Here is a 24,221-nt window from a genome sequence, read left to right on the forward strand (position 1 = left end):
TCTTCGGTGCGGAGCCAGGATCCTTTGGCGGAGGTGAAGACGGTGGGCCAGGATCGGCTGTAGCTGCGGACCTCGGATTCGCGTTCGGTGAAGATGTCGGTGTCCGGAGCGGTGGATGTCAGGGTGGTCATCGGGTTCCGTTCTGGTGGATCGGGCCTACGGTGTACAGGTCCTCGGCGGCGTGGCCGTCCGGAAAGTGGCTCTCGGAGAACAGGGGTCGCGCGTAGATGTCGGTGCCGCGACTGTTCGCGAGCGCCGTGAACATCGCGAGCGATGCCGGGTTGTCGGCGGTGATCGTGGTCTCCAGGAATCGGACCGCGAAAGGCGTTGCCCGGCAGAGCATGTGGTCCAGCATGCTGACCCCGACGCCACGTCCGCGGGCCGCGGAATCGACGGCGACCTGCCAGACGAAGAGTGTGTCGGGGGACTCGGGCCTGATGAACCCGGTGGCGAAACCGGCGACTGTGGTGCCGATCTCGGCGACCACCGAGGTGGCGGCGAAGTCCCGGCACCACAACAGGTAGGCGTAGCTGGAATTCACGTCGAGGACGCCGGTGTCCTTCGCGATCCGCCACATGTGGCCCGCGTCGGACAGTCTCGGCCGGCGCAGGAAGACGGGATCGTCGCGCAGCTGTGCTGTGTTCCGGACTCCGGTGGTGGATCGGGAGGTGACGCGGTCGCGGACAGGGTCGTCGACGAGCTCGGGCACGAAGGCTCCTTCGGCTGTCCCGGGTACGGCGCATCCGTCCCCGGCGGCTGGGAACACCACCCTGCCCGAGCGATGTTGAGGTGATCCTGCCGACTGCTTTGCGATCCTGTTACGACAGTCGTCGGCTTCGTAACCGTGGCAGACGCAGCGTGAATCGGGCGCCACCACCAGGTCGATCACCACAGGTCACGGTGCCGCCGTGCGCGGAAACGGTCTCCGCGACCAGCGCCAGCCCGAGCCCGGTACCGGACCCGCCCGCGGTGCGGCGGGCGGGTCGACCGGTGGTGAACCGCTCGAATATCCGCTCCCGATCCTCCGGGGCGACACCCGGCCCGGCGTCGTCGACGTCGATCGCCACGAACTCACCGTCGCGGCGGACCGTCACGGCGACGAGCCCGCCGCCGTGACGGTCGGCGTTGTCCATCAGATTCACCAGCGCCCGTTCCAGGGACAGCTTGCGCGCGGCGACGCGGTCCTCGGTGGCCACCGTCAACAGGTCCGCCGAGCGTTTCGATCGGGTGAGGGTGTGGCTCAGCAGCGTCTCGACCGACACCGGTTCGAGGTCTCCGGGGTGCAGGCCCGCCTCCGACCTCGCGAGGGCGAGCAGGTCGTCGAGCAGTCTGCGGGTGTGGTCGAGTTCGGCGCTGATCAGGTCGAGTGCCCGCACCGACCGCTCCGGAAGGTCCCGGCGCTGACGCTCCAGAACGGACACGCTGGTCACCAGGGTGGTCAGTGGCGTCCGCAGTTCGTGACTGACGTCGCCGAAGAATCGCCGCTCGTGGTCGATCCGACGTTGCAGCGAGTCGACCATCGCGTTGAACGACGTGGTGATGGTGTCGAGGTCCCGGTCCTGGGAGCGGGCCAGCCGGGTGTCGAGGTCGCCGCCGGAGATCCGCGCGGCGGTGCCCGCCAGCTCGTGCAGGGGCCGTAGCACCCGGCGGCTGGCCCAGAACCCCATCGCGGCTCCGGCGGCCGTGGTGACCAGCGCCCACGAGAAGAGGGTGATGCGCAGGATGCGCAGTGTCGACTGCAGCTCGAGCACCGGTGACAACTCGTACAGGATGTCGCCGGCGTCGTTGAGGACCATCCGGGAGCCGATGTACGGATTACCCGCGACCGTGATGTACATGGTCGCGCTGCCGCCGTCGGTTCCGGATTCCTGCAACTCCGCCGGAATCGCTGACGGGATGAAGGCCACCGCCGGATCGGACGCCGACCACTTGCCGTTCTGATCGAGGAACAAGGTCGTGCCCACGGGGATGTCGAGAGCCTGCAGGACGAGGGCGGGTTTGGTGTCGGACGAATAGAGCACGCTCCGGACGAAGTCGGCGTGGCTCGCGGTCTGTCGCTCCGCGGACCGCTCCCGTTGCCCGACCAGGTACTCGCGGCTGGTGGCGAAGACCGCCGTGGACAGGGCCAGGGAGAGCAGCGCCGCGCCGAGCGCGAACGTCAGGATCACCCGGCCGCGCAGCCCGAGACGGCCCCGTAGGGACCGGAAAGTCGGGACCCTAACGCGGCGCATCGAACCGGTAGCCGAGGCCCCGCACCGTGACCACGATGCGTGGATCGGAGGAGTCCCGCTCGATCTTCGTGCGCAGTCGCCGGACGTGGACGTCGACGATCCGCTCGTCGCCGAAGAACCCGCGGTCCCACACCCGTTCGAGCAGGACGGCGCGGCTGAGGACCATCCCTGGTGACTGTGCGAGTTCGCACAGCAGTCGGAACTCGGTGAGCGTCAGGTGCACCTGCTTGTCGCCGCGGCGGACCACACCGCCCGCCGGGGAGAGCACCAGCGGTGCCTTCGGGTCGTCGTCGAGCACGATGTCGACCGGTGCGCTCGGTTCCCCTGCGACCCCGGCGCGTCGCCGCAACGCTCGCATCCGCGCGGTGATCTCCTTGATCTCGAACGGCTTGGTCACGTAGTCGTCCGCGCCTGCCTCGAGTGCGGCCACCACGTCGTGCGTGTCGTCGCGCGCGCTCACCACGATGATCGGGACGTCGTGGTCGCGGCGGACCTGGCGGATGCAGGTGAACCCGTCCATGTCCCCGAGCACCAGATCGACGATCATCACGTCGGGCGGACCGCACCGCTTGAGGTGGTCGAGGGCGGTTTCCGCGTCCGGGGCCTCGTCGACCTCGTAGCCCTCGTCCTCCAGTGCCATGCGGAGCGCTGCGCGCACCCGGTCGTCGTCCTCGACGATCAGCAGAGTTGCACCCATGCGCCCCATACTGGCAAATCGTGGCGGGGCGCCCCTCAGCCCCAGTCGAAAGCGCTGGTGACGGCCGAGACGGCGGCGGGGACGGCGTCGCTCTTGTCGGGTGCCAGGTCGTGGCCCCGGCCCTCGACGAGGACGAGCGTGTGCGGTGCGGTGACCAGTTCCATCGCCGCGCGCATCTCGTCGGGGTTGCCGAACGGGTCGCGGGTGCCGTGGACGAACACGGACGGGCATCGGAGGTCCGGCAGGTGTTCGGTGCGGGCGCGGTCCGGCTTGCCCGGTGGGTGCAGCGGGTAGGAGAAGAGCAGCAGTCCGTCGCAGATCTCGGGACGCTCGGCCGCGAGCATCGACGACTGCCTGCCGCCGTACGAGTGGCCGGCGAGAAGCAGTGGCGCGGAGGACAGTCCGCGCACCGCAGCGGCTGCGGCGGCGATGCCGTCACGGTCCTGCCCGGCGGTCGACGGACTCGGTGGGCCCTTCGGGCGGCGCTGCCGGAACGGGAGGTCGTATCGCAGGACCAGTAGGCCCGCGGCTGTGAACTCGGCGGCGGCGCGGCGCAGAATCGCGGCGTCGCGGTTGCCGCCCGCTCCGTGTGTCAACACCAGGGAGCCGACCGGCTCGCCGTCCGGCCGGTGCAGGTCGCCGATCACGCCGTCGCGCTCGAACAGCTCGCCCATGCCCCGAACCTACGCGATGGATCGGCTCGCCTCCCGATTGCTACATCGCGACGGTCAGCAGGAAGGCGACGTCCTCGACGGCCTCGACGCTGTGACGCATCGCGGGAATGACGAGGTGGTCACCGGTCGAGCCCTTCCACGAGTCCTCCCCGGCGATCAGCGTCAACGTGCCGGTCAACACCAGCAGTGTCGCCTCGCCGGGTGACGCATGTTCGGCGAGCTGCGACCCGGCGGTGAGCGCGACCACCGTCTGCCGCAGGCTGCGCTGGTGGCCACCGTAGACCGTCTGGGAACTGCGTCCGCTGGTGGCGGTTTTCGCCAGCTTGAGCTGTTGTCGCGCAAGTGCGGTCAGCGACTTCTTCTCCATGGGCGTGCCTCTCGCTGGGCCAGACCGGATCGTCGAACGTCGTGCCCCTGAAGTATGGCCCACTCCGAGCCTTCCGGCGCCGCACTTGCCTAACCGGGTCGCGTCCGGTTACGGCTTCGGCGCCGCGAACGAGGTCAGCTGCGGGGCGGTGTACGCCGCACGAAGCCGCTCGTACCGGTACCTGTTGTAGGCCAACGGTTCGAGCAGTGCCCACTTCGGCAGGTACTTCCGCCCCGCGCGAATCATCGCGGTGTAGACGCGGAACTCCAACGCGCGGCGCGAATTCCACTCGACACCCAGCAGTTCGCGCATGCGAGGGTGCGCGGCGGCCTCGGCGCAGATCCGTGCCGGTCGGGAGAGCAGTGGGGTGGCGACCCGCCACATCGGGGTGATGAGTACGTGCAGCCAGTGCGGGCCGAACAACGTCGGGACGGGCATCGCGTCGAAGCTCGCATTCGCCCACTGGAGGAAATCGTTGTCGGCGAGGTCGGTGGTGGCCACCGATTCGTAGTACTCCTCCATCTCGGCGACGGTCGCGGGAACGGCGGCCTGGTCGCTGTTGAGGTCGTAGTCGCTCATCGCCAGGATCGTCCGGTAGACGACCTCGCGCTGCTCGGCGTCGAGGCGCGCGCCGTAAGTGGAGACGTAGCCGGTGTAGAAGACGAGCAGGCTGCTGGTCCCGACCCACTTCCACAGTGCGGGCTTGAGCGCGCTGTACCTCTCGCCCTCGAAGTGCCCCCGGCCCCGGCCTCGCACCTGACCGTGCATGTCCTTGAGGCGGGTCGCCGTGGCCCGGCGGTCGCTGTCGTCGCCGAACAGCATGAGGGGTCCCCACATGTAGCTGCGGATGCCGCGATTGGTGAAGTTCTCGGCGAATCGTCCGCTGGCGTCGACGGCCGCCGCGACCTCACGGTAGGCGACCTGGTCGAGCGCGAGCCTGCCGTACAGGCCGAAGGCGAGCGGCATGCCCATCCACCACCGGACGTCGGCGGCGAGCTCGTGATGAGGCTGACCCGGATGCCACGGGGGGACCGTCGTCGTGCTGTCGGTGCCGGTCTCGGGTGGCTGAACGACGGAGCTGCTCACGGTTTCCCCCTCGATACGAATTGTGCAAACGCCTGTTGTCAGATTAACAGCGAGCCAATCTGATCACACGCGTATTCAGATCATTGTCGAGGGGTGCTCAACCGGATGCCGAGGCTGTTTCAGCGACGCGTGAAGGTGACGAAGCGGAACCGCACGTCGTCCCGGATCGACGTCTGCCAGTCGCCGGTGTCCGCGGCGACCCACTCGGGTCCGAGAGCGGGGGCGTATGCGTCACCGTCCACGTCGAGGTCCACCTCGGTCACCACCAGGCGGTCGGCGCGGTCGAGGGTGGCGGCGTAGATCTCGCCTCCGCCCATCACCCACGTCTCCCCGGTGCCGGCGAGGGCGAGGGCGTCGTCGACGGAGTGCACGACCTCGGCGCCGTCCGCCGACCACTCGCGGTCGCGGGTGACGACGATGTTGCGGCGGTCGGAGAGCGGCCGGAACCGGGGCGGCAGCGAATCCCAGGTGCGGCGGCCCATGATCACCGGGTGCCCACTGGTCACGGCCTTGAAGGCCGCCATGTCCTCCGGGATCCGCCACGGGATCGCGTTGTCGCGGCCGATGACGCCGTTGTTCGCCTGGGCCCAGATCAGACCGAGCATGAGGGTATGCCTCCTGAATTCTCGTGGATGCCACTGGTGAAGCGATCGCTGTCCCGCAAGGCGGAGGAGGAGTCGATACCGGGGTTGTATCGGCGACGACGACAACGCAGCGAGGCGGTGATCGAGCGCCGGGGGCGCTGCGCCCAGGATTCGGGAGGCATGCCCTAAATTGCGACCGGTGCCTTGATGCCGGGGTGGTGGAGGTAGCCGGTGATCTCGACGTCCTCGAAGGTGTAGTCGAAGATCGAGTCCCGCTTGTGCAGCGTCAACGTCGGGTACGGGTACGGCTCGCGGGACAGCTGCTCGGTGACCTGGTCGACGTGGTTGTCGTAGACGTGGCAGTCGCCGCCCGTCCAGATGAACTCGCCCACCTCGAGGCCCGTCTGCTGCGCGACCATGTGGGTGAGCAGCGCGTAGCTGGCGATGTTGAACGGCACGCCGAGGAACAGGTCCGCGCTGCGCTGGTACAGCTGGCAGCTGAGCCGGCCGTCGGCGACGTAGAACTGGAAGAAGGCGTGGCACGGCTGTAGCGCCATCGCGTCGAGCTCGGCGACGTTCCACGCCGAGACGATCATCCGGCGCGAGTCCGGGTTGGTCCTGAGTGTCTCGATCACGTTGGTGATCTGGTCGATGTGCTCGCCGTCCGGGGTCGGCCACGACCGCCACTGCACGCCGTAGACGGGACCGAGCTCGCCGTCCGCGTCGGCCCACTCGTCCCAGATCGTGACGCCGTGCTCGCGCAGCCAGCCGACGTTGGAGTCGCCGCGCAGGAACCACAGCAACTCGTAGACGATCGACTTGAGGTGCACCTTCTTGGTGGTGACCAGCGGGAAGCCCTCGCGCAGGTCGAAGCGCATCTGGTGGCCGAACACACTGCGGGTGCCGGTGCCGGTGCGGTCCGCCTTGGGGGTCCCGGTCTCCATGACCAGCCGCAGCAGGTCCTCGTACGGGGTGTGCACGGGGGCAGGCGTCGGGGAAGTCACGCCCCGATTCTAGGCCCGTGACCGCGGTCACCCACCTCACCGGGGCGGGAGCCGTGTCGGCGGACGGACTAGCCTGCGCTCATGCGTGAACTCCTCGTGATCGGCGTCGGTGCCGGCGACCCCGACCAGGTGACGGTGCAGGCGATCAAGGCGATGAACCGGGCCGAGGTGTTCTTCGTCATCGGCAAGGGGGAGCAGAAGCAGGACCTCGTCGACCTGCGCACCGGAATCCTCGATGAGCACGTCCGCGGCGACCACCGCGTCGTCGACATCGTCGACCCGCCGCGGGACCGCACGCCGTCGGATTACGAGGGTGTCGTCGACGACTGGCACGACCGCCGCGCCCAGGTGTTCGAGGAGGCGTTCGCGGCCGTCGACGGCGTCGGCGCGATCCTCGTCTGGGGTGACCCGTCGCTGTACGACAGCACCCTGCGGATCGTGGAGCGGGTGCTCGGCCGTGGTGTCGTCGACTTCGAGTACACGGTGATCCCGGGCGTGACGAGTGTGTCGTCGCTGGCCGCGCAGCACCGCATCGTGCTCAACCGGATCGGTGAGCCCGTGCTCACGACGACCGGGCGCCGGCTGCGTGAGGAGGGTCTCCCGGACGGCGTCCGGGACGCGGTCGTGATGCTCGACGCGGAGAACAGCTTCACCACCCTGACCGGGGACTGGGACATCTGGTGGGGCGCGTACCTCGGCACCCCCGACGAGACCCTGATCGCCGGCGACCTGCACAGCGTCGAGGACGAGATCGTCCGGACCCGCGCCGACCTGCGCGAACGCAAAGGTTGGATCATGGACACCTACCTGATCCGCAGGCGCTGACGCACTCCACCGGATCCGGTGCCCGGGGGCGTGCCCACTCCGAAGTCTGCTTGGGATCAAGGGACCAGCGGTCAAGAGACGGGCAACGCATTTCGCCGCAACGCTGAGTGCGCAGTGACTATCGCAATTAACGTCATAATATTTGTTATCGGTGGTTGACAATTATGCAATCGTGTTATTCCACGTAGGAGGGGAGGAGGAGGTCCTGACATTCCCTTGAAGATGCGCGGGCGCCCGACCTTTACGATTGTTCCTCCGTACTGGTCTAGTCTCATGGCCCATGACAAGCAGCGACGTCGGGACGGCTTCGACGCCCGCGAGTACGCCACGGTTGGGGCGTGCCCTGTTCTTCATTCATCAGCAAGTCCCAGTCATCTCCGATGCCGTGATCAAGGCCAAGCTCGAACAGCTCATCAGCGCAGGCGATGCGATGATTTATGCCGTTGCTCTCAAAGGCCACGGGAATGTGAGCCGCGAGATGGCGGTCGAGTTCGCAGCTCATGCCGGCATCGGACAGGGAAGGCTCTACAGGGAGATCTTGCCCAAACTGCAAGAAGCTGATCTCATTTCCTGGACTTTAGACCCCAGTGGCGACCTCGCGTGGATCGACGAGTTCGTCGGATTGTCGGGCCGAGTCATCGACCAGGCGATGAGGGTGGTTGAGAAGTACGGACCTACCCCTGTTGAGAGTGCGGTGCTGCATTGCACCGAAATTGCCAGTTGGGCGCCGCTCACGTGGGATCAGCACGCTGAGCAGTTGCATTCCCGTGGTTTTCCCGACGCGGTCATCGACGAAGCAATGAAACTCACTCTCGCAGCCGGGGTGAACCAGCGTGTGAAGTCGAGGGACCTCGGGGAGTACGTGATCTATAACCCGAATGTGTGGTCGGCGCAACACATCTCAATCGCGGCGTTCATCAAGGGCCTTCCGCCCGCCGAACGGGACTCATATCTTGGGTTGTGCGAACAGGCCGCGGCCAGCCCCGGATTGGTTCTGAACTCCTACGGGGGCCTTCAGTCCGGGATCTTGGCTTCGGCACGAAAAGTGGGACTGGTCCAGGCCGCAACTGTGAAGAGCAGCGTCACCGGTGGACAGCAGACCTACGTTTTCTCGCCAATGATGGAGTCCGAAGACGACAAGCTTCAGACGACCGAGGTCCTGCATCAGCGGAAGTTGTTCGTCGCCCATATCCTGTACGGGCACGAGATGGCCGTTGCTGGACGTGGCCGCATCATGGATCCGGGAGTCCTCGTTCGTGCCCTCCTGCGCAAAGGCAGCGTCGGGCCCGCCTCGAACATCGCCTCGGATTACCATCTGCTCGAAGCCAGTGGAATTGTGGCAGTGCGTCCATCCGACAGTGAACCCGGCCGGGCTTACCTTGAGCTCGTGAAGAAGGAGATCGTCGAAGGTGGCCTTGGTTGGATCGAAGCCTCACTCGGTGGCAGCGGAAACGGTGACGGCGCCGACCTGAGTTCGCTCAAGCCCCCACAGCTGTGGACCTCCCCGGAAGTTGACCGAGCGCACCTACCAGATACGGGAGCTGCGATGGAGATCGCAGACTCCGCGATCCTGCGGCTCCGCGAAGCGCGAAAGGAGGCGGCAAGTGCAGCGCGATACGACGCCCCCTGAGTCGAGTAGCGACGAGGCACTCTTCGAGCACCCGGCGCCCGCACCGGCGAGAGACTCGGCCCGAAGCCAGCCAGTTCGGCCTCCGCGGAATTCCTCCGAATCTCGTTCGTCAGTGGCCGGGAAAACTGGTTCGGACCGTCTAGACCCTGGTGACGAGCTAGAGATCCGGTTGGCGAGGATGCAGTTCTTCAAGGGTGCCTTCACCCGGCGAGGAATCAATCTTCAGCGACACTTTCACCCCGAGCCGCTTCTGGTCACAGATCTCGACTTGCTGTCCTTCGACATCACCGCGCGCCTTACTCTGTCCAAGACGATCGGTGAGGCGAAGAGCGGGACTGGAAAGAACGCTCCGAAGCCCCTCGATCGAGCCATCTGGGTTGCCGGCCTTATGCAACTCGTCGACGCAGATGGCGGCATCATCATCACGGCTCTACGCCCGTCCTCCACCGTCCGGGACACCGTGCGCAGCCTCGGCGTCACTGCGATGAGTGTTGACGAGCTCGACCGGTGGGAGGCGACCCACCTCCACAAGGACCTAGAAGACGTGGGCGCTCACGGCCCGGGCGCCTTCGCGGAGGATGCCCACACGCGCAAGTCTGTGAAGGGTGAACCGAGTTTGGAGCGCATCTATTGGTTTCTTCGTGCCGAGGTCTGGTTCCTCGACACGTGGCAGGCCACCAAACGTCTCATCGGGGCGCTCGGTGAACTACGCCGGTACTGGACCCCCGAAATCGACGATGACCAAGCTGCAGCTCTGCGCTGGATGTACGCCGAAGCGCTGTCCACCCTGACCCTCCAACTCGTAGTCCTCGTTGGCCGCTACCAAGCCACCGACCTTCGTGACTGGCGCACACTCGTGAATGATCGACTTGCGGAAGGTCCAGTCCCGGCCAACAATCAGCGTGCGCTCGCTGATGCATTCGACAAGTACCTGGCCCACATCCTCCGAGAGCTGAGAGCGCCGTCAGCTATGACTGTGGAATCGATGGGCGCGTTCCATCCGATCCCGCCGGAATGGACTGATGGGCTCATTGAACTCATCAGCAGACTCGAAGCATTGACCGGCCTTGCTGATCTACCGAGGCAATCTGACCTTGTCATGACTGAGCGGCTTGTTCGTCGCCGCCACGAGAATGAGGCGGCACTCGCTGCGGTCAGTAGTCGTGCGCCTGAAGAGTTCGCTCGAATGCGCCGCCAGATCGCAGCCTTTCTCCGTGGCGCCGTAGAGCTTCCGGAAGCGGTTGACAGGGCTCTCACGACTTGACCTGGCACCCCGCGGGGTGGGGGTGCCAGGTCATTGGTGCATCGGTATCAGCAGGTCGGGCTAGTTGTTGCGATAGATTCGACCGAAATCCTTCGCGGTCGTATGGGTAATCGCTTCAGTGGCCGCCCGAGCCGCATCGTCCGAGCCCCAGACGTCCGCCATGAATGCGGCGTCGAAGCTCCGACGTCGGCGTCGACTTCGCAGCGCCAGTATGTACAGACACACCGCCAGTGTCGCGGCGAGCCCGGATAGTTCTATGTGGGTGGAACCTCGCCTCGCTGCGCGTCGCCTCCACCGATTCGCTGACCGTGAGGTGCCGTTGACAGCGATCTGCGGCCGGCGGATCAGTCGACTCGGCGGACGCGGCCCAACCTGACACTTCCGTGGTCCGTAACTCGTCCGTGACCTACCCCGTCCGAACCTCCCCAGATGCTTGATCGGTGATGTCGACGCGGTTCAACGTCCCGTAAACCGCGCACGAGCGGCGAAGCCGCCTACCCTGGACCCATGCCCGAACTGCCCGAGGTGGAGGCCCTGGCCCAGTTCCTGCGCGACCACGCCGTGGGTGCGGTGATAGGCCGCGTGGACGTCGCTGCGCTCAGCGTCCTCAAGACGTTCGATCCGCCGATCGACGTGCTCGCCGGTCGCGACATCACCGGCGCCGCCCGGTTCGGCAAACATCTCGGACTGCGCTGCGGCCAGGAGGACGGACTGTGGCTGATCACTCACCTGTCCCGGGCCGGGTGGCTGCGCTGGCAGGACAACCCGAGCCAGACCCCGCCGAAGCCGGGCAAGGGACCGCTGGCGCTGCGCCTGCACCTGTTCGCGCCCGACGGCACCACACCTGCCATCGACCTGACCGAGGCGGGCACCCAGAAGCGGCTCGCGGTGTGGTTGGTGCGGATGCCGGCGGAGGTCCCGGGCATCGCGAAACTGGGACCCGACGCGCTGACGGTGCCCGAACCGGTGTTCGCGGAACTGCTCGCGAAGTCGTCGGCGCGGATCAAGACCGTGCTCACCGATCAGGCCGTGCTCGCAGGAATCGGCAACGCGTACTCCGACGAGATCCTGCACACGGCGCGGCTGTCGCCGTTCGCGACGTCGAACAAGCTGACACCGGAACAGGTTTCGGAGCTGCACGAGGTGATGCGGTCGGTACTCACCGATGCCGTCGAGAGGTCGTTGGGACAGGACGCGGCACGGCTGAAGGGGGAGAAGCGGTCCGGTATGCGGGTGCACGCCCGCACCGGGATGCCGTGCCCCGTCTGCGGAGACACCGTGCGAGAGGTGTCCTTCGCCGACCGCTCCTTCCAGTACTGCGCGACCTGCCAGACCGGTGGGAAGGTGCTCGCCGACCGTCGGATGTCGAGGCTGCTGAAGTAGTCCCGTCAGCGCCGGTGCCGGTACCCGATCCAGGCGCGGCGCGTGTCGCCGTCGGGATCGTTCTCGACCCGCGTCGGCGTGTCGATGATCAGGGTCTCGCGCTGTTCGGTGTCGTACGTCGGCCATCCGTCCCGGGGACGCCCGTGGCGCGCGAAGTGCAGCCAGTGCGACTGGACGACGTTCGTCGTGCCGCGCAACCCGTCGCGCCCGCCGAGTGCGGTTGCGGCTCTGCCGAGCGGGTGGTCGGACGATCCGAACACCGCGAACAGTTCGGTGGCGTGCGTCGCGCCGAAACCCGTCCAGCGCAGTAGGTTCGGCGCGAAGTCGTAGCGGTACGCATAGGTGGGCGCAATGCCCGAGTGACCCTGCGCGACGAGCACCGACGGCTCCCAGAACGAGATGTCGCCACCGAGTTGGACGGCTGCGCGACGGTCGGGGTAGCGCGGGTACGCCGCGAGCACCCGCGACTTCACCACGGGATCGGTCTCGGCGAACATCTTCTCGATCCGGACCCGATCGGTCGGGATGATGTCGAGGAATCGCGGAAAGATCGTCCCTTCGCGCGCGTTGGTGCCGACGATCAACGGGACGGGGTGCGACCGTCCCGTGGCGAAGGCGTCGAGGGGGTGGACCGGGAGCAGGTCGCCGTCGACGGTCGGTGCGAACGCCCTGGTGCCGGGCTCCTCGTCGGCGCCGCGGGCCGCGAGTGCGTCGCCGACCCGAACCAACTCGTCGGCGGACACCGTTCCGAGCGCCCGGACCGGGTCGGCCTCGTTCAGCATCTCGAGGAACTCGGCCGACCACGCGCGGGCGCGGTCGCGGCCGTAGACCGATGCGGCAGGCGGACTCTGGGCTATCGCCTGCCGGAACAGTCCGGCAGCGGCAGGAACGCACATCAGGGTGGTGACCGCATTCGCGCCCGACGACTCGCCGAACAGCGTCACGTTGTCGGGGTCGCCGCCGAAGGCCGCGATGTTGCGCTGTACCCACTGCAGCGCGGAGATCTGATCACGCAGACCGAGATTGGAGTCGAACTGGCGATCTGCGCTGGAGTACGCGGAGAAGTCGAGGTATCCGAGCGCGCCGAGTCGGTAGTTGAACGACACGTACACGATGTCGCCGCGCCGGACCAGGGCGTCGCCGCGGTACAGCGGAGTCGCCGGTGACCCGCCGCTGTAGGCGCCGCCGTGAACGAACACCATCACCGGCCGCGGTTCCGGCGACGGGCGTGCGGGCGCGAGGACGTTGACGGTCAGACAGTCCTCGGAGGTGCCGGTACGCGCGAGGCGGCCCGACTGTGGTGCCGCCGCACCGAACTCGGTGGCGACTCGAACACCGGACCAGGAATCCACCGGATCCGGCGCGCGGAGACGACGCTCACCGACGGGCGGAGCAGCGTAGGGGAGTCCGCGCCAGGTCCGCAGTCCGCCCAGTTCGCGCCCCAGTACCGCGCCGTCGGCGGTGTCGACGACGAGCGGATCAACCACGCCGGGCTTCCAGCAGTCGCAGCCAGAACTCGGACACCGTGGGGTAGGCGGGGACCGCGTGCCACAGTGCGCTCAGCGGCACCGAACCCGCCACCGCGACGGTGGCGGCGTGCAGCTGATCCGCGACCTCGGTGCCCACGAAGGTGGCGCCGAGCACGGTGTCGCGGGCGCGGTCGATCACGAGTTTCGCGTGCCCGGTGAAGTCGTCGCGTGACAGCGACGAGCCGGCGACGGCGATGTCGACCTCCACGGTGTCCACGTCGAACCCCTGTGCGCGAGCGACGGATTCGGTCAGGCCCACCGCCGCGACCTCCGGCGACGTGAAGACCACCTGGGGTACGGCCGTCCGGTCGGCGTCCGCCGAGAACCGGGCGCCGTCGAGGGCCCGGGACTCGGCGCGAGCCGCGATGACGTCGCCGCAGACCCGGCCGTGGTACTTGCCCATGTGGGTCAGCGGGGTCCGCCCGCTGACGTCGCCGACGGCGTACAGCCAATTGCCGTCCACCCCGGTGACGGTGAGCTGGTCGTCGGTGTGGACGGCGTCCAGGCCGACGTTGCCGAGGCCGAGTGCCGCGGTCGCGGGCCGTCGTCCGGCGGCGACGATCACCTCGTCGACCGTCAGCTCCGCACCGCTGTCGAGGGAGAGCGTGACCGTACCGCCGTGGATCGTGCCGATCCCGGAATCCTCGGGGGAGTCCCGCCGGACCGTGGTCGCCGTGGTGCCGGTGAGCACGGTCGCGCCGCGGTCGCGCAGTCCCGCTGCGACGGCGTCACTCGCGAACGGCTCGGCGGACGCGAGCAGTCGGGGACCGCGCACGAGCAGCGTCACCTCGGCGCCGAAGTCGAGCAGCCAGTTCGCGGCCTCGCAGGCGACCACTCCGCCGCCGACGATCGCGACCCGGCCGGGCACCTCCTGCAGGTTGGTCGCGTCCCGCGACGTCCAGGGCAGGGCCTCCCGCAGTCCTGGCGTCGGGGGGACTGTCGCGGTCGACCCGGTCGCGAGGACGACGGCGTGCCGGGCCCGCAGCGTCCGGGTCCCGCCGGCGTCGGTCACCTCGACGACGCGCTCACCGGCCAGCCTTCCCGATCCACGGATCACGTCGATTCCGACGCCTTCTGCCCACTCCACCTGTCCTACATCGGAGTGGTGCGCGGTGAACGAGTCGCGGCGCTGCAGGATCGCGGGGACGTCGAGCGCGCGGTCACCGACAGCCTCCCGCACCCCGGGCATCGCCCGGGCCGCCCCGAGGACGGTTCCGGGCCGCAGCAGCGCCTTGCTGGGCATGCAGGCCCAGTAGGAGCATTCGCCGCCGAGCAGCTCGTGCTCCACGATCGCGGCGGTGCGGTCCGAGCCGGCGATCGCGTACCGCGCCGCGTTCTCGCCTGCGGGTCCGCCGCCGATCACGACGACGTCGTACTCACTGTCCGCTGCCGCAGGGGCGTTGGTGGGAGCCATGGGACCACCGTAGAGCGGAAGGCGCTCGCGCGCCGCTATTGGAGATACCCCTCCACCTGTGTGGCCGGACTGACCGGTACCTCGTCGGCGGGCAGACCGGAGTCGATGCGGGCGCGGCGTTGCCGGAGCAGATCCCAGCACTGGTCGAGTGTCTGCTCGAGTGCGGCGAGCTGCGCCTGTTCCGTGGCGGGATCGAGGTCGCCGGATTCGGTTCTCGCACGCAGGGCGTGCTCCGCGTCGACGAGTTCGCGGATGCGGGCCAGAATGTCCTGTTCGCTCATCGGTGGACTCCACTCGTGTCGGATCGGACGGCGGGTCTGACCGCTCCACCCTATGCCGGGTCGTCCCAGCCGTGCGCGGTGATGCCGTGCGCGGCGAGCACCGCCGTCGTGCGTTCACGCAGTCCGAGATCCTTGGAGACCAGGGACAGGGTGTAGCGGTCGCCCAGGCGGCAGAGGTAGACGGACAGCCGGTTCGCGGACTCCGCGAGTTGTCGCGAATCGATGCCGGGATGCACGGCCCGGGCCGCGATCGCATCCGCGCTCGCCCCACCGAGAGTGGCGAGCCCGGCGGGGATCGCCCCGATGTTCGAGCACAGGACGTCGCGCTCGCCGGGATCGGGCGCGAGGCGGTACGCGACCCGGTCGGGGACCAGTTGGAGCAGCTCCGGAGGGAATCCGGCGGGACTCGACATCGGTGGCCGCAGGTAGGCCTCGCGAAGAAGGACCCGCGTGACGTCGGGGGTGTCGCCCAGACGGACCGTCAACTCCGTCATGTCGATGGCGTTCGACTCACCGTGCGCGCCGGTTCGCCGGCTGACGGGCACGCTGACCTGCACCGCGGCGCCGTCCCGGCGGGCGATCGCCGCTGCGACGACCACCAGCAGCGAATTGGGGGTGCCTCCGGCGCGGGCGGCCTCCGCATCCCACTGCGCGCCGTCGACGTCGACGATCAGCGCCTCAGGCACCTGTGCGCACTTTTGGTAGCCAGAGCTACCAAAAGTGCGCACAGGTGCGGAGCGCAGTTCGGTGCGGCGGGAGGGGTGCCTGATCAGGCCGGCGACGGCGCGGAGCGTGCGGCCACCGACGCCGGTGACCATCCGGGTCGCGTCGCGGAGGTCGTCGACGACGGGGTGCGTCGCATCCGGTGGGGGAGGCAGTGCACTGTCCGACATCGCGGCCGCGAGGATCGCGGCGAGCCCCTGGGCGTCGGCGATCACGTGCGAGCACACGAGCGAGACCACCGTCCCACCGTCGTGCAGCCGGGCCGCCGCGATCCGCCAGCCCGCACCCGCAGTCGGGTCGACGCTGCGCGCCGCGACGTCGTCCGCCCAGTCGACGATCGCCTCCCGGGCGATCGGCTGCGCCGCCCACTCCACCGACCAGGGTGCGGCTCCGGGCCTACGCCGGGGTCGTGCGCCGGGCACCCGGGGCCGAACGACGGTGTGCGAGAGGGGGCCTCGTGCCAGGATGTCGCACACGCGGGCGAGGTCGGCGGGGTCGACGACACCACCGCGCCACAGCCCCTGCATCACGACCGGGGTGCCGAACCCGCGGTGGGTGCGCAGGAACATCTCGTCGACCACGCTCAGACGTTCGGCGCGGGGTCGAGACACCCGCTCAGTCCGGGTCGGCGAAGTTGGCGGGGCGCTTCGTCATTCCCGCGCTGACGGCCTCCAGCTGGTTCGGCGAGCCCATGAGGGAAACCTGGAGTTCGCTCTCCAACAGCAGTGCGGCCGCCGGATCGTTGCCGGCCCACGTCTCGTCGTAGAGGCGCTTGGCCGCCTGGACCGCGTGCGGCGACTTCCCGGCGATCTCGCGGGCCAGGTCGAGCGCCGCCGCGAGCGGATCCTCGACGGTGCGGGTGACGATCCCGAGCGACTGGGCCTCGGTGCCGGACAGGATGCGTCCCGTGAACGTCAGTTCCTTCGCGACGTCGATTCCGACCAGGCGCGGCAGGCTCTGCGTGATCCCCATGTCGGGGACGAGACCCCACTTGACCTCCATGACCGACAGCTTCGCGTCCGGGGTCGCGTAGCGGATGTCGGCACCGAGCGCGATCTGCAGGCCACCGCCGAAGCAGTTGCCGGTGATCGCGGCGATCACGGGTGCGGCGACACGGCTCCAGTCGACGGACACCCGCTGCGCGAGGTTGGCGAGGTGGCCGTCCTCCCGGGCGAGCAGCTCGCTCGGGCCACCGTTCTCGCCGAGGCTGGAGATGTCGAGGCCGGAGCAGAAGCTCTTTCCGTCGCCGTGCAGCACGACGGCGCGTACCCGGCGGTCCCGTGCGAGCCGGTCCGCGGCGTCGACGATCGCGTCGAACATCGCGCGGTCCAGCGCGTTGTGCTTCTCGGCCCGGTCCAGGGTGACGGTGGCGACTCCGGCGTCGTCGACGTCGACGCGAATCCTGTGCTCGCTCATGGGTTCCGGTTCTCCTCGGGTGTCTCGGCCGTCGTCGGCGCGTGCCCACGCGGGTCGGGTGCGACTGTACAAGACGCCCGCGCCCCCGACGGCGGGGCGCGTCTCCACCCGAAGGTGGACAAAACTCACAGACCGTCCACAGGAAACGGGCGCATACTGGAGATTCACAAGCCGTTGACCAGCGGAGTCGGCGTTCGAGTTCGTTGTGGAGTGTCGTCATGACCCCGAGCACACAGTGGAACACCTGGGGAAGCGAGATAGAGGTGCGGGTCACCGAGTGGGCCGCCCTCGGTGAGGCCGCCGAGATCGTGCGATCGGCGCTGGAGCGGGCGCGCGACGTCTGTGACCTGGGGCGGGGCGATGCCGAGATCCACGAGGTCAACCAGGCGCAGGGAACTCCGGTCCGCGTGAGCCCCGAACTGGGCGGTCTGATCCGGGCCTCGCTGTGGGCGGCGCGGATGACCGGTGGCGCGGTGTCCCCACTCGCCGCACTGGACCCCGACGGCGTGCTCGGGTTCGAGGCGGGGACTCAGCCCGAACCGTCCTACACCGATGTGCGCGTCCACGGGGACACCGTGTTTGCCCCGTTCGGGGCCTTCCTCGACCTCACCGACCCCGCGAAGTCCGTCGCGGCGCACCGGGCCGCCCGGCGCGCCGCGGACACCCTCGAATGCGGCGTGTGCGTGCGCGTCGGAACGTCGGCGCCCGTGCCCGGCGGTGTCGACCTCGTCGCGACGTGGGGGCACTGCCCGATCGGGGGCTGGCAGGTGGACCTCGCGGGCCCGCCGGCAGCGGCCGAGGATCGGGTCGAGGTCCGGGCGGGCGGCGCGATCGCCACGGTGCGGACCGAGGCCGGCAGCGCCGAATCGGGTCTGGACAGCGTCACCGTCGCCGCCGACGACGGTCTGCTGGCGTACGCGGCCGCGGCGGCCGCTCTGGGGCAGGGGGTTGCGGCGTTGCGCTGGCTCACCGAACGTGACCTCGCTGCGCGCGTCGTCTATCGCCGCGGCAGCGTCCGGACCACTGACGCCTGGCTGCACCTGCCGCCGCACGACCACGCGGCGTGAGACCGCGGCCGGAATCGGAAACCGTTGTTCCTCACAGGATTTCCGATGCTCCAGCCAGCGGTGACCATCCGGCGGCGGTTCCGTTGCCCTGCGTCGTCGACGTGAAACGGGCCGGCCCCCGCCGACATGGGTCGACAGGGGCCGGTGCTTCAGTGGTGGCGTCTAGCTGGACCCGAAGAGTCCTGCAGCGGAGCTGTTCCCGTCGCCCGGGTCACCCGGATCGACGGGCGGTGCGCCCACTCCGACGACCTTGGTGAGGGTGATCGGGTTGCCGCCCGAGGTCACCTCGGCGGTCAGCGTGTGCGTGCCCTCGGTCGGCGTCCAGGTGCACGTGGCCGTGCCGCTGGCGTCGGCGTTCGCGGTGCAGAGGGTGTCGGCGCCGTTCTTGAGGACGACGTGCGAGTTCGCGTCCGCTCCGACGACTGCGACGGTCGTCGGGGAGCCTGCCGTCGGGCTGGCGGGATCGATGACGATGCTCGCGTTGCCGACCGGCGGTGCGGTGACCGTCACGGTCACCGGCGCCGAGGCGGGAGACGACCCGACGGCGTTGGTCGCTACGGCGGTCACGGTCAGCGTGCCGGTCGTGGTGGTGATGACGTTGCAGTGAAAGTCTCCGGTCGGGCCGGCGGTCGCCGTGCAGGTCTTGTCGCCCGCGGTGACCTTGACGCTCGAGCCCGGTTCCGCGTTACCTGCGACGGACACCCAGTTGCCCGCGATGACGGAGGTCGGGGTGACCGTGACGCCCGTCGGCGCGGCGGGCGGAGCCGGTGCGGCGGCGATGATTCCGGTCTGGGCGGCCGAGACCGAGGCTGCGCGAACGGAATCCCCGAGGTACTTGGCCGTGATCGCGAACGTCGCTCCGCCCTCGCCGGCCGCGGGCGTCCACGAGTAGACGGCGGTGCCGTTCGACACGTTGCCGGTGCCGAGGACGGTGCCGTTGTTCGCGAACTCGACCACACCGGTCGCGGCGACGGGGACCGTCGCCGTCAGCGTGCTGGCGCGGTTCGCCTGGGGTGCGGGGTTGACGCCGAGGGTGGTCTGGGTGGCGTCCTTGGTCACCGACACGTTGGGGCCGGTGTTGGTATTGGTGGAGCCGAGACCCTGGTTGGCGTTCACTCCGGCGCCGGTGGTCAGGGCGGTGTCACGGGCGCAGTCCGCGCCGACGATGTACTGGACCGAGTAGCTGATGTTGCGGTCGACGGCGCTGCGGATCCAGGAGCCGTTCATGCTCACCGTGGTCGCGTCGGGGTTGGTGGTTCCGACACCGTTCCCGTTGACCCGCGACGAGTCGGGGACGTAGGCCAGGCAGGCGGGGTGGATGTCCTTGAGCGCGCTGATGGTCGGGGCGAGGCCGCCGTTCCATCGGATGTTGTTGGTGACGGTGATCGTCTCGCCCGGGGCAGGGGTGCCGTTGCTGATCGTCCGGTTGAACGTCCACTGGCCGGAGTTCGCGGACTGGGACACCGGCGCGGCGGTCGCTTCGGTGACGCCGAATGCTGCGGCGAATCCCACGGCCATGATCGCCGTGCCCGTGCCGGCCGCGAGCCGTCGTAAGTTGCTGTTCCTCGACACTGTCGAACTCCTCCTCGGGTACCCGGGTCGTTAGCTGGACAAATGTCCAGATCAGTGCTACCTCGGGTACGGTACGGCATCGACCGCCCTGGTCGCGGGCGATTTGCCAGACCCGTTCGATAAAGGGTCGAGCCCGAGCTCAGACTGCGCGGCCCCGATGGCCGCGGTACCACCTGACGAGAGCGTCGGTGGACGAATCGCCGAGCTGCGCAGGCGGTTCCGGATCGGTGAGCGCGGGCTCGAGCTCGAGTGCCTGCACCTTCCCGAGTTCGACACCCCACTGGTCGAACGAGTCGATCCCGAACACGACTCCCTCCACGAACACCTGGTGCTCGTAGAGCGCGATCAGCTGGCCGAGTACCGACGGGGTGATCTTCGGTGCCAGGATCGTCGTGGTCGGCCTGTTGCCCGGCATCACCTTGTGCGACACCAGTTCCGGAGCCGTGCCCTCGGCGGCGATCTCCTCGGCGGTCTTGCCGAACGCGAGGACCTTGGTCTGCGCGAACAGGTTGCTCATCAGGATGTCGTGCATCGAGCCGGCGCCGTCGATCGTCGCGAGGTCGTCGGTGGGTTCGGCGAACCCGATGAAGTCGGCGGGCACGAGCCGGGTGCCCTGGTGGAGCAGTTGGTAGAAGGCGTGCTGGCCGTTGGTGCCCGGCTCGCCCCAGAAGATCTCGCCCGTCGGAGTGGTGACGGGGCTGCCGTCCGCGCGGACCGATTTGCCGTTGGACTCCATCGTCAACTGCTGCAGGTAGGCGGCGAACCGGCCGAGGTCGTTCGAATATGGCAGCACCGCACGGGAATCCGAGTCGAAGAAGCTCGAGTACCACAGACCGATCATGCCGAGCAGGACCGGAGCGTTCGATTCGAGCGGCTGCTCCGCGAAGTGCCGGTCCACGGTGTGGAACCCGGAGAGGAACTCGCCGAACGCCTCCCGGCCGATCACGCACATCAGCGACAGTCCGATCGCGGAGTCGACGGAGTAGCGGCCGCCGACCCAGTCCCAGAACCCGAACATGTGCGCGGTGTCGATACCGAACGCGGCGACCCGCTCCTCATTGGTGGACACGGCGACGAAGTGCTTCGCGACGGCGTCCTCGCCGAGCGCGTCGACGAGCCAGCGCCGCGCGGCGGTGGCGTTGGTGAGGGTCTCCAGCGTGGAGAACGTCTTCGACGCGACGATGAACAGCGTCGTCGCCGGGTCGAGACCGGCGAGCTTGCCGACCAGGTCGGCCGGGTCGACGTTCGAGACGAACCGGGCGGTGATCCCGCTGTCGACGTAGTGCCGCAGGGCCCGGAAGGCCATGACCGGGCCGAGATCGGAGCCGCCGATACCGATGTTGAGGACGGTGGTGATCCGTTCGCCGGTGGCACCTCGCCACTCGCCGGACCGGAGTCGGTCCGTGAAGGCGCCCATCTGGTCGAGCACCGCGTGCACGTCGGCGACGACGTCCTGGCCGTCCACGATCAGGCTCGCGTCCCGGGGGAGCCGCAGTGCGGTGTGCAGGACCGCGCGGTCCTCGGACGTGTTGACGTGTTCGCCGCGCAGCATCGCGTCCCGACGCTCCTCGACACCCGCCACCCGCGCCACCTCGACCAGGAGCCGCATCGTCTCCTGGTCCACGCGGTGCTTGCTGTAGTCGACGTACAGGTCACCGGCGGTGACGGTGAGCTCGTGTCCACGCGCCGGGTCCTCGGCGAACAGCTCTCGCAGGTGCCGCGCGCCCACCACGTCGTGGTGGGCGCGCAGCTTCTGCCAGGCGGAGGTCGTGGTGATGTCGAAGCTCATGCCTCGACCCTAATCGCAGCGGACCACGACCGCTGGAGTGCCGGGTACGGATTCGATCGAGCGTTCAGTTGAGTGCGACCAGCTCGTGGAGGGTCCGGCCGCGGCGCACGTCGGTGGTCCCGTCGCGGACGACCGACAGCTCGAACGACGACAGGAATCGGAAGTAGCCGGGATGACCGACGAACCGGTGCGCGAGTGGCCGGACCAGCCGGGTCCGGGCCACCGGGACGTCGTCGAGCAAGTCGTGCGCGTGCACCACGTCCTCGACGTCCAGCCGCAGGGACAGCCGGTCGGGAACCTCGATCGTCAGCCATTCCGGCCGGGTGCGTCCGGCTCGCTCGTCGAAGACGGGCGGCCCCTCGGTGAGCACGACCTTGCCGGTGCTCATGACGACCTCGCCCTGATACGCGAGCATCAGTGGCTGGCTGCGGTGCCGTCCCTGCTCCTCCTGGGTGAGAACGGAGGCGAACAGTAGCGAGTAGTCGTCGTCGTACAGGCGACCCCAGTGCCAGTGGTCGATCACCTTCGTCATGTCGCCGAAGCCCCAGTTGTGATCGGCGTAGCCGCGGCCGGTGACGTCGGTGCGGACGCCGTCGACGGTGACGCTGCCCGTCACCGTGGCGCGGGGCGCGCCCACGCACCAGCCGAACACCTCGGTGTTGCCGAAGCGGGTCTCGCCGCCACCCGGCATCCAACTGGGCAGCTCGTTGACGAACGTCAGGTCGAGGGTGATGCCGTCCTCGGAGACGTACACGCGGTGCACCGGTAGGCCGCCGTCGGGGAACTCGGCGTGTGCATGGTTGCCGCCGATCCGTACGTCGCACTTGCGGATCGACGCGCTCGCCTGCGACCGCGGGTACCGCCTGCGCACCTGCCTTCGGGTGCCGTCCGGCTGGTAGACGAGGATCTCGACGTTCGGCCGGGCCACGAGCGCCGGTTCCTCGGGGCGCCGCATGTTGAGGAAAGCGATGACGGTGCGCCCGTCGGCCAGGGTGGCGTCGAAGTACCAGTGCTCGAACGCCAGGTTTCGCGGCACCGGATGTGCCGCGTTGTGCCGGGGCAGCACGGTGGTGAGGACGTCGTCCTCGCCATCGATGCCGTTCCAGGCCTCGGTGATCTCCAGATCCGTTCCCGCGCTGGGGGACATGGGGGTGTTCCTCTCGGTGACGGTCATCTGCTCACAACCCCGTGTAGCCGATGTGGACGGTCTTCTCCTCGGTGTCGGCCTCGATGCCGGACTTACCGAGCTCGCGGCCGATGCCGCTGCCACCGCGACCACCCCAGGGGAGCGCCGGGTCGGGCACACCCCAGCCGTTCACCCACACCATGCCGACGCGCAGCTTCTCGACGACGGAGTGGATGCGGGAGATGTCGGAGGAGTAGATCATCGCGTTGAGGCCGAACTCGGTGGCGTTCGCGAGGGTCACCGCTTCCTCGGCGGTCTTGAAGGTCATCACCGTCGCGACGGGGCCGAAGATCTCCTCGCGGGCGATGGTGAGGCCGTTGTGGCCGCGGAAGACGGTGGGCTGCACGAAGAGTCCGGGTCCGTCGAGACGGTTGCCGCCGGTGACGAGGTCGGCGCCCTCGGCGCGGCCCTTCTCGATGTACCCCATCACCCGGTCCAACTGCTTCTGGTTGACGATCGTGCCCATCGTGCTGGCCTCGTCGAAGGGATCGCCGATGACAGCCTGCTCGGCGAAGGCGACGAGGCCGTCGACGACCTCGTTCGCGATGGACTCGTGCACGATGACCCGCGTGCCCGCGGCGCACACCTGGCCCTGGTGGTAGAAGTTGCCCATCGCGATCCACGGCATCGCCTCCTCCAGGTTGGCGTCCGGGAAGATCAGCTGCGGCGACTTGCCACCGAGTTCGAGCGTCACCTTGCGGAAGGTGCTGCCCGCGTAGCTCTGGATGCCGCGGCCGACGGCCGGGCTGCCGGTGAACGAGACCTTGTCGACGCCGCCGTGTCCGGCCAACGCCGCACCCGCGACGGAGCCGAGGCCGGTGACGACGTTGACCACACCGTCCGGGAGTCCGGCCTCACCGAGCAGGTCCACGAGATGCAGCGTGGACAGGGAGGCGTCCTCGGCCGGCTTGACGACCGCGGTATTGCCCGCGGCGAGCGCGGGCGCGAGCTTCCAGGCGGCGATGACGGCGGGGTTGTTCCACGGCGTGATCGCCGCGACGACACCGAGCGGCTGACGCATGGTGAAACCGAACCGCTTCTGCGGGCCGATGTCGCACAGGGACGCGGACTGCCCCGTCAGCTTGTCCGACCAGCCGGCGAAGTGCCGGAACACCGCGGCGGTGGCGGGGATGTCGCCGGCGACGGAATCCTTGTAGAGCTTGCCCATCTCGACGGCCTCGAGTGCGGCGAGTGTTTCGGCGTCCCGCTCGATGAGGTCGGCGGCGCGGTTCAGGATCTTGCCGCGCTCGGCCGCGGGCAGACGCGACCACTCGCCGTCCTCGAACTGTGCGCGGGCGGCGGCGACCGCGTCGTCGACGTCATGCGCGGAGCCCGCGGCCAGCTCGGCGACGACCTCGCCGGTGGTCGGGTCGGTGGAGGTGAACGTCTCGGCGCCTGCGCCCGCGGTGACGAGGCCGCCGATCCGGTGCGCCGGAGCGGGCAGGGTGAACTCAGGGGTGTTGCGCACGGTGGTGGTCATCGGCAGTCCTCTCGGTCGG

At 68.7% G+C, this 24,221-nt stretch carries 22 protein-coding genes and 1 pseudogene; 5 read left to right on the forward strand and 18 right to left on the reverse strand.

Translation table 11 applies throughout. From position 1 onward, the window contains the following. From ACFSJG_RS02575 to ACFSJG_RS02615, 9 genes and pseudogenes are all read right to left on the reverse strand, one after another. A pseudogene (locus ACFSJG_RS02575) lies at positions 1-131 on the reverse strand (diaminobutyrate--2-oxoglutarate transaminase); the annotation flags it as partial. Beyond that, positions 128-709, reverse strand: a complete 582-nt coding sequence (gene ectA / locus ACFSJG_RS02580) for a diaminobutyrate acetyltransferase (protein WP_378483647.1) — start codon at positions 707-709, stop codon at positions 128-130. The gene ectA and the pseudogene ACFSJG_RS02575, both read right to left, overlap by 4 nt. A gap of 109 nt (positions 710-818) precedes the next feature. Further along, positions 819-2,231 (reverse strand): HAMP domain-containing sensor histidine kinase, encoded by a 1,413-nt coding sequence (locus ACFSJG_RS02585; protein ID WP_378483648.1) that lies wholly within the window; start codon positions 2,229-2,231, stop codon positions 819-821. Continuing rightward, on the reverse strand, positions 2,218-2,928 hold the full coding sequence (locus ACFSJG_RS02590; protein WP_378483649.1) for a response regulator: 711 nt from the start codon (positions 2,926-2,928) through the stop codon (positions 2,218-2,220). The genes ACFSJG_RS02585 and ACFSJG_RS02590 overlap by 14 nt, the downstream gene beginning before the upstream one ends. Before the next feature lie 35 nt (positions 2,929-2,963). Continuing rightward, a complete protein-coding gene (locus ACFSJG_RS02595; RefSeq protein ID WP_378483650.1) occupies positions 2,964-3,602 on the reverse strand; it encodes an alpha/beta hydrolase family protein in 639 nt (212 codons plus the stop codon). A gap of 40 nt (positions 3,603-3,642) precedes the next feature. Beyond that, positions 3,643-3,969, reverse strand: coding sequence for a cupin domain-containing protein (locus ACFSJG_RS02600; RefSeq protein ID WP_378483651.1), 327 nt, complete (start codon positions 3,967-3,969; stop codon positions 3,643-3,645). Between the two features lie 108 nt (positions 3,970-4,077). Then, entirely contained in the window at positions 4,078-4,935 is an 858-nt protein-coding gene (locus ACFSJG_RS02605; protein WP_378483687.1) for an oxygenase MpaB family protein, read from the reverse strand. 239 nt (positions 4,936-5,174) lie between these two features. Next, positions 5,175-5,660, reverse strand: coding sequence for a dihydrofolate reductase (locus tag ACFSJG_RS02610; protein WP_378483652.1), 486 nt, complete (start codon positions 5,658-5,660; stop codon positions 5,175-5,177). 164 nt (positions 5,661-5,824) lie between these two features. Continuing rightward, entirely contained in the window at positions 5,825-6,619 is a 795-nt protein-coding gene (locus tag ACFSJG_RS02615) for a thymidylate synthase (protein WP_378483688.1), read from the reverse strand. A 105-nt stretch (positions 6,620-6,724) separates the two neighbouring features. On the opposite strand from ACFSJG_RS02615, the gene cobF reads away from it, so the two are divergent. The 4 genes from cobF to ACFSJG_RS02635 all read left to right on the forward strand — a co-directional run bounded on the left by cobF (position 6,725) and on the right by ACFSJG_RS02635 (position 11,745). Beyond that, a complete protein-coding gene (gene cobF / locus ACFSJG_RS02620; RefSeq protein WP_378483653.1) occupies positions 6,725-7,468 on the forward strand; it encodes a precorrin-6A synthase (deacetylating) in 744 nt (247 codons plus the stop codon). A gap of 280 nt (positions 7,469-7,748) precedes the next feature. Further along, entirely contained in the window at positions 7,749-9,098 is a 1,350-nt protein-coding gene (locus tag ACFSJG_RS02625; RefSeq protein WP_378483654.1) for a hypothetical protein, read from the forward strand. Between the two features lie 178 nt (positions 9,099-9,276). Then, positions 9,277-10,362 (forward strand): hypothetical protein, encoded by a 1,086-nt coding sequence (locus ACFSJG_RS02630; RefSeq protein ID WP_378483655.1) that lies wholly within the window; start codon positions 9,277-9,279, stop codon positions 10,360-10,362. 507 nt (positions 10,363-10,869) lie between these two features. Beyond that, positions 10,870-11,745 carry an Fpg/Nei family DNA glycosylase gene (locus tag ACFSJG_RS02635; RefSeq protein WP_378483656.1) on the forward strand — a complete coding sequence of 292 codons (876 nt, stop codon included), beginning with the start codon at positions 10,870-10,872 and terminating at the stop codon, positions 11,743-11,745. 5 nt (positions 11,746-11,750) lie between these two features. Here the strand turns inward: ACFSJG_RS02635 and ACFSJG_RS02640 are convergent, their stop codons facing one another. From ACFSJG_RS02640 to ACFSJG_RS02660, 5 genes are read right to left on the reverse strand one after another with little or no spacing between them, the layout of a single operon-like run. After that, positions 11,751-13,232 (reverse strand): carboxylesterase/lipase family protein, encoded by a 1,482-nt coding sequence (locus tag ACFSJG_RS02640; protein ID WP_378483657.1) that lies wholly within the window; start codon positions 13,230-13,232, stop codon positions 11,751-11,753. After that, a complete protein-coding gene (locus ACFSJG_RS02645; RefSeq protein WP_378483658.1) occupies positions 13,225-14,688 on the reverse strand; it encodes a dihydrolipoyl dehydrogenase family protein in 1,464 nt (487 codons plus the stop codon). The genes ACFSJG_RS02640 and ACFSJG_RS02645 overlap by 8 nt, the downstream gene beginning before the upstream one ends. Positions 14,689-14,723: 35 nt before the next feature. Continuing rightward, positions 14,724-14,969 carry a DUF2630 family protein gene (locus ACFSJG_RS02650; protein ID WP_378483659.1) on the reverse strand — a complete coding sequence of 82 codons (246 nt, stop codon included), beginning with the start codon at positions 14,967-14,969 and terminating at the stop codon, positions 14,724-14,726. A 50-nt stretch (positions 14,970-15,019) separates the two neighbouring features. After that, entirely contained in the window at positions 15,020-16,303 is a 1,284-nt protein-coding gene (locus tag ACFSJG_RS02655; protein ID WP_378483660.1) for a hypothetical protein, read from the reverse strand. 4 nt (positions 16,304-16,307) lie between these two features. Next, positions 16,308-17,108, reverse strand: coding sequence for a crotonase/enoyl-CoA hydratase family protein (locus ACFSJG_RS02660; protein ID WP_378483661.1), 801 nt, complete (start codon positions 17,106-17,108; stop codon positions 16,308-16,310). A gap of 218 nt (positions 17,109-17,326) precedes the next feature. Here ACFSJG_RS02660 and ACFSJG_RS02665 point away from each other — a divergent pair, with 218 nt between their 5' ends. Continuing rightward, the gene (locus ACFSJG_RS02665) at positions 17,327-18,175 is read left to right on the forward strand and encodes an FAD:protein FMN transferase (RefSeq protein WP_378483662.1); all 849 of its coding nucleotides are present in this window, start codon (positions 17,327-17,329) and stop codon (positions 18,173-18,175) included. 162 nt (positions 18,176-18,337) lie between these two features. Here ACFSJG_RS02665 and ACFSJG_RS02670 read toward each other — a convergent pair whose 3' ends face one another. From ACFSJG_RS02670 to ACFSJG_RS02685, 4 genes are all read right to left on the reverse strand, one after another. After that, positions 18,338-19,747: an Ig-like domain repeat protein gene (locus ACFSJG_RS02670; protein ID WP_378483663.1), complete on the reverse strand. Its 1,410-nt coding sequence runs from the start codon at positions 19,745-19,747 to the stop codon at positions 18,338-18,340. A gap of 139 nt (positions 19,748-19,886) precedes the next feature. Further along, positions 19,887-21,536 (reverse strand): glucose-6-phosphate isomerase, encoded by a 1,650-nt coding sequence (gene pgi / locus ACFSJG_RS02675; protein ID WP_378483664.1) that lies wholly within the window; start codon positions 21,534-21,536, stop codon positions 19,887-19,889. Between the two features lie 64 nt (positions 21,537-21,600). Beyond that, entirely contained in the window at positions 21,601-22,683 is a 1,083-nt protein-coding gene (locus ACFSJG_RS02680; protein ID WP_378483665.1) for a lipocalin-like domain-containing protein, read from the reverse strand. 31 nt (positions 22,684-22,714) lie between these two features. Then, positions 22,715-24,202 carry an aldehyde dehydrogenase family protein gene (locus ACFSJG_RS02685; RefSeq protein ID WP_378483666.1) on the reverse strand — a complete coding sequence of 496 codons (1,488 nt, stop codon included), beginning with the start codon at positions 24,200-24,202 and terminating at the stop codon, positions 22,715-22,717. Positions 24,203-24,221 lie beyond the last annotated feature (19 nt).

The sequence above is a fragment of the Rhodococcus gannanensis genome (genome assembly GCF_042681175.1).
Lineage (GTDB): Bacteria > Actinomycetota > Actinomycetes > Mycobacteriales > Mycobacteriaceae > Rhodococcus_G > Rhodococcus_G gannanensis.

Excerpts from the sequence above, each read along its gene's own strand:
- ACFSJG_RS02590 (WP_378483649.1), bottom strand. The coding sequence starts at position 2,928 with ATGGGTGCAACTCTGCTGATCGTCGAGGACGACGACCGGGTGCGCGCA.
- pgi (WP_378483664.1), bottom strand. The coding sequence starts at position 21,536 with ATGAGCTTCGACATCACCACGACCTCCGCCTGGCAGAAGCTGCGCGCC.
- ACFSJG_RS02600 (WP_378483651.1), bottom strand. The coding sequence starts at position 3,969 with ATGGAGAAGAAGTCGCTGACCGCACTTGCGCGACAACAGCTCAAGCTG.
- cobF (WP_378483653.1), top strand. The coding sequence starts at position 6,725 with ATGCGTGAACTCCTCGTGATCGGCGTCGGTGCCGGCGACCCCGACCAG.
- ACFSJG_RS02685 (WP_378483666.1), bottom strand. The coding sequence starts at position 24,202 with ATGACCACCACCGTGCGCAACACCCCTGAGTTCACCCTGCCCGCTCCG.
- ACFSJG_RS02630 (WP_378483655.1), top strand. The coding sequence starts at position 9,277 with ATGCAGTTCTTCAAGGGTGCCTTCACCCGGCGAGGAATCAATCTTCAG.
- ACFSJG_RS02660 (WP_378483661.1), bottom strand. The coding sequence starts at position 17,108 with ATGAGCGAGCACAGGATTCGCGTCGACGTCGACGACGCCGGAGTCGCC.
- ACFSJG_RS02665 (WP_378483662.1), top strand. The coding sequence starts at position 17,327 with ATGACCCCGAGCACACAGTGGAACACCTGGGGAAGCGAGATAGAGGTG.
- ACFSJG_RS02635 (WP_378483656.1), top strand. The coding sequence starts at position 10,870 with ATGCCCGAACTGCCCGAGGTGGAGGCCCTGGCCCAGTTCCTGCGCGAC.
- ACFSJG_RS02680 (WP_378483665.1), bottom strand. The coding sequence starts at position 22,683 with ATGTCCCCCAGCGCGGGAACGGATCTGGAGATCACCGAGGCCTGGAAC.
- ACFSJG_RS02650 (WP_378483659.1), bottom strand. The coding sequence starts at position 14,969 with ATGAGCGAACAGGACATTCTGGCCCGCATCCGCGAACTCGTCGACGCG.
- ACFSJG_RS02605 (WP_378483687.1), bottom strand. The coding sequence starts at position 4,935 with ATGCCGCTCGCCTTCGGCCTGTACGGCAGGCTCGCGCTCGACCAGGTC.
- ACFSJG_RS02585 (WP_378483648.1), bottom strand. The coding sequence starts at position 2,231 with ATGCGCCGCGTTAGGGTCCCGACTTTCCGGTCCCTACGGGGCCGTCTC.
- ACFSJG_RS02625 (WP_378483654.1), top strand. The coding sequence starts at position 7,749 with ATGACAAGCAGCGACGTCGGGACGGCTTCGACGCCCGCGAGTACGCCA.
- ACFSJG_RS02595 (WP_378483650.1), bottom strand. The coding sequence starts at position 3,602 with ATGGGCGAGCTGTTCGAGCGCGACGGCGTGATCGGCGACCTGCACCGG.
- ACFSJG_RS02645 (WP_378483658.1), bottom strand. The coding sequence starts at position 14,688 with ATGGCTCCCACCAACGCCCCTGCGGCAGCGGACAGTGAGTACGACGTC.
- ACFSJG_RS02610 (WP_378483652.1), bottom strand. The coding sequence starts at position 5,660 with ATGCTCGGTCTGATCTGGGCCCAGGCGAACAACGGCGTCATCGGCCGC.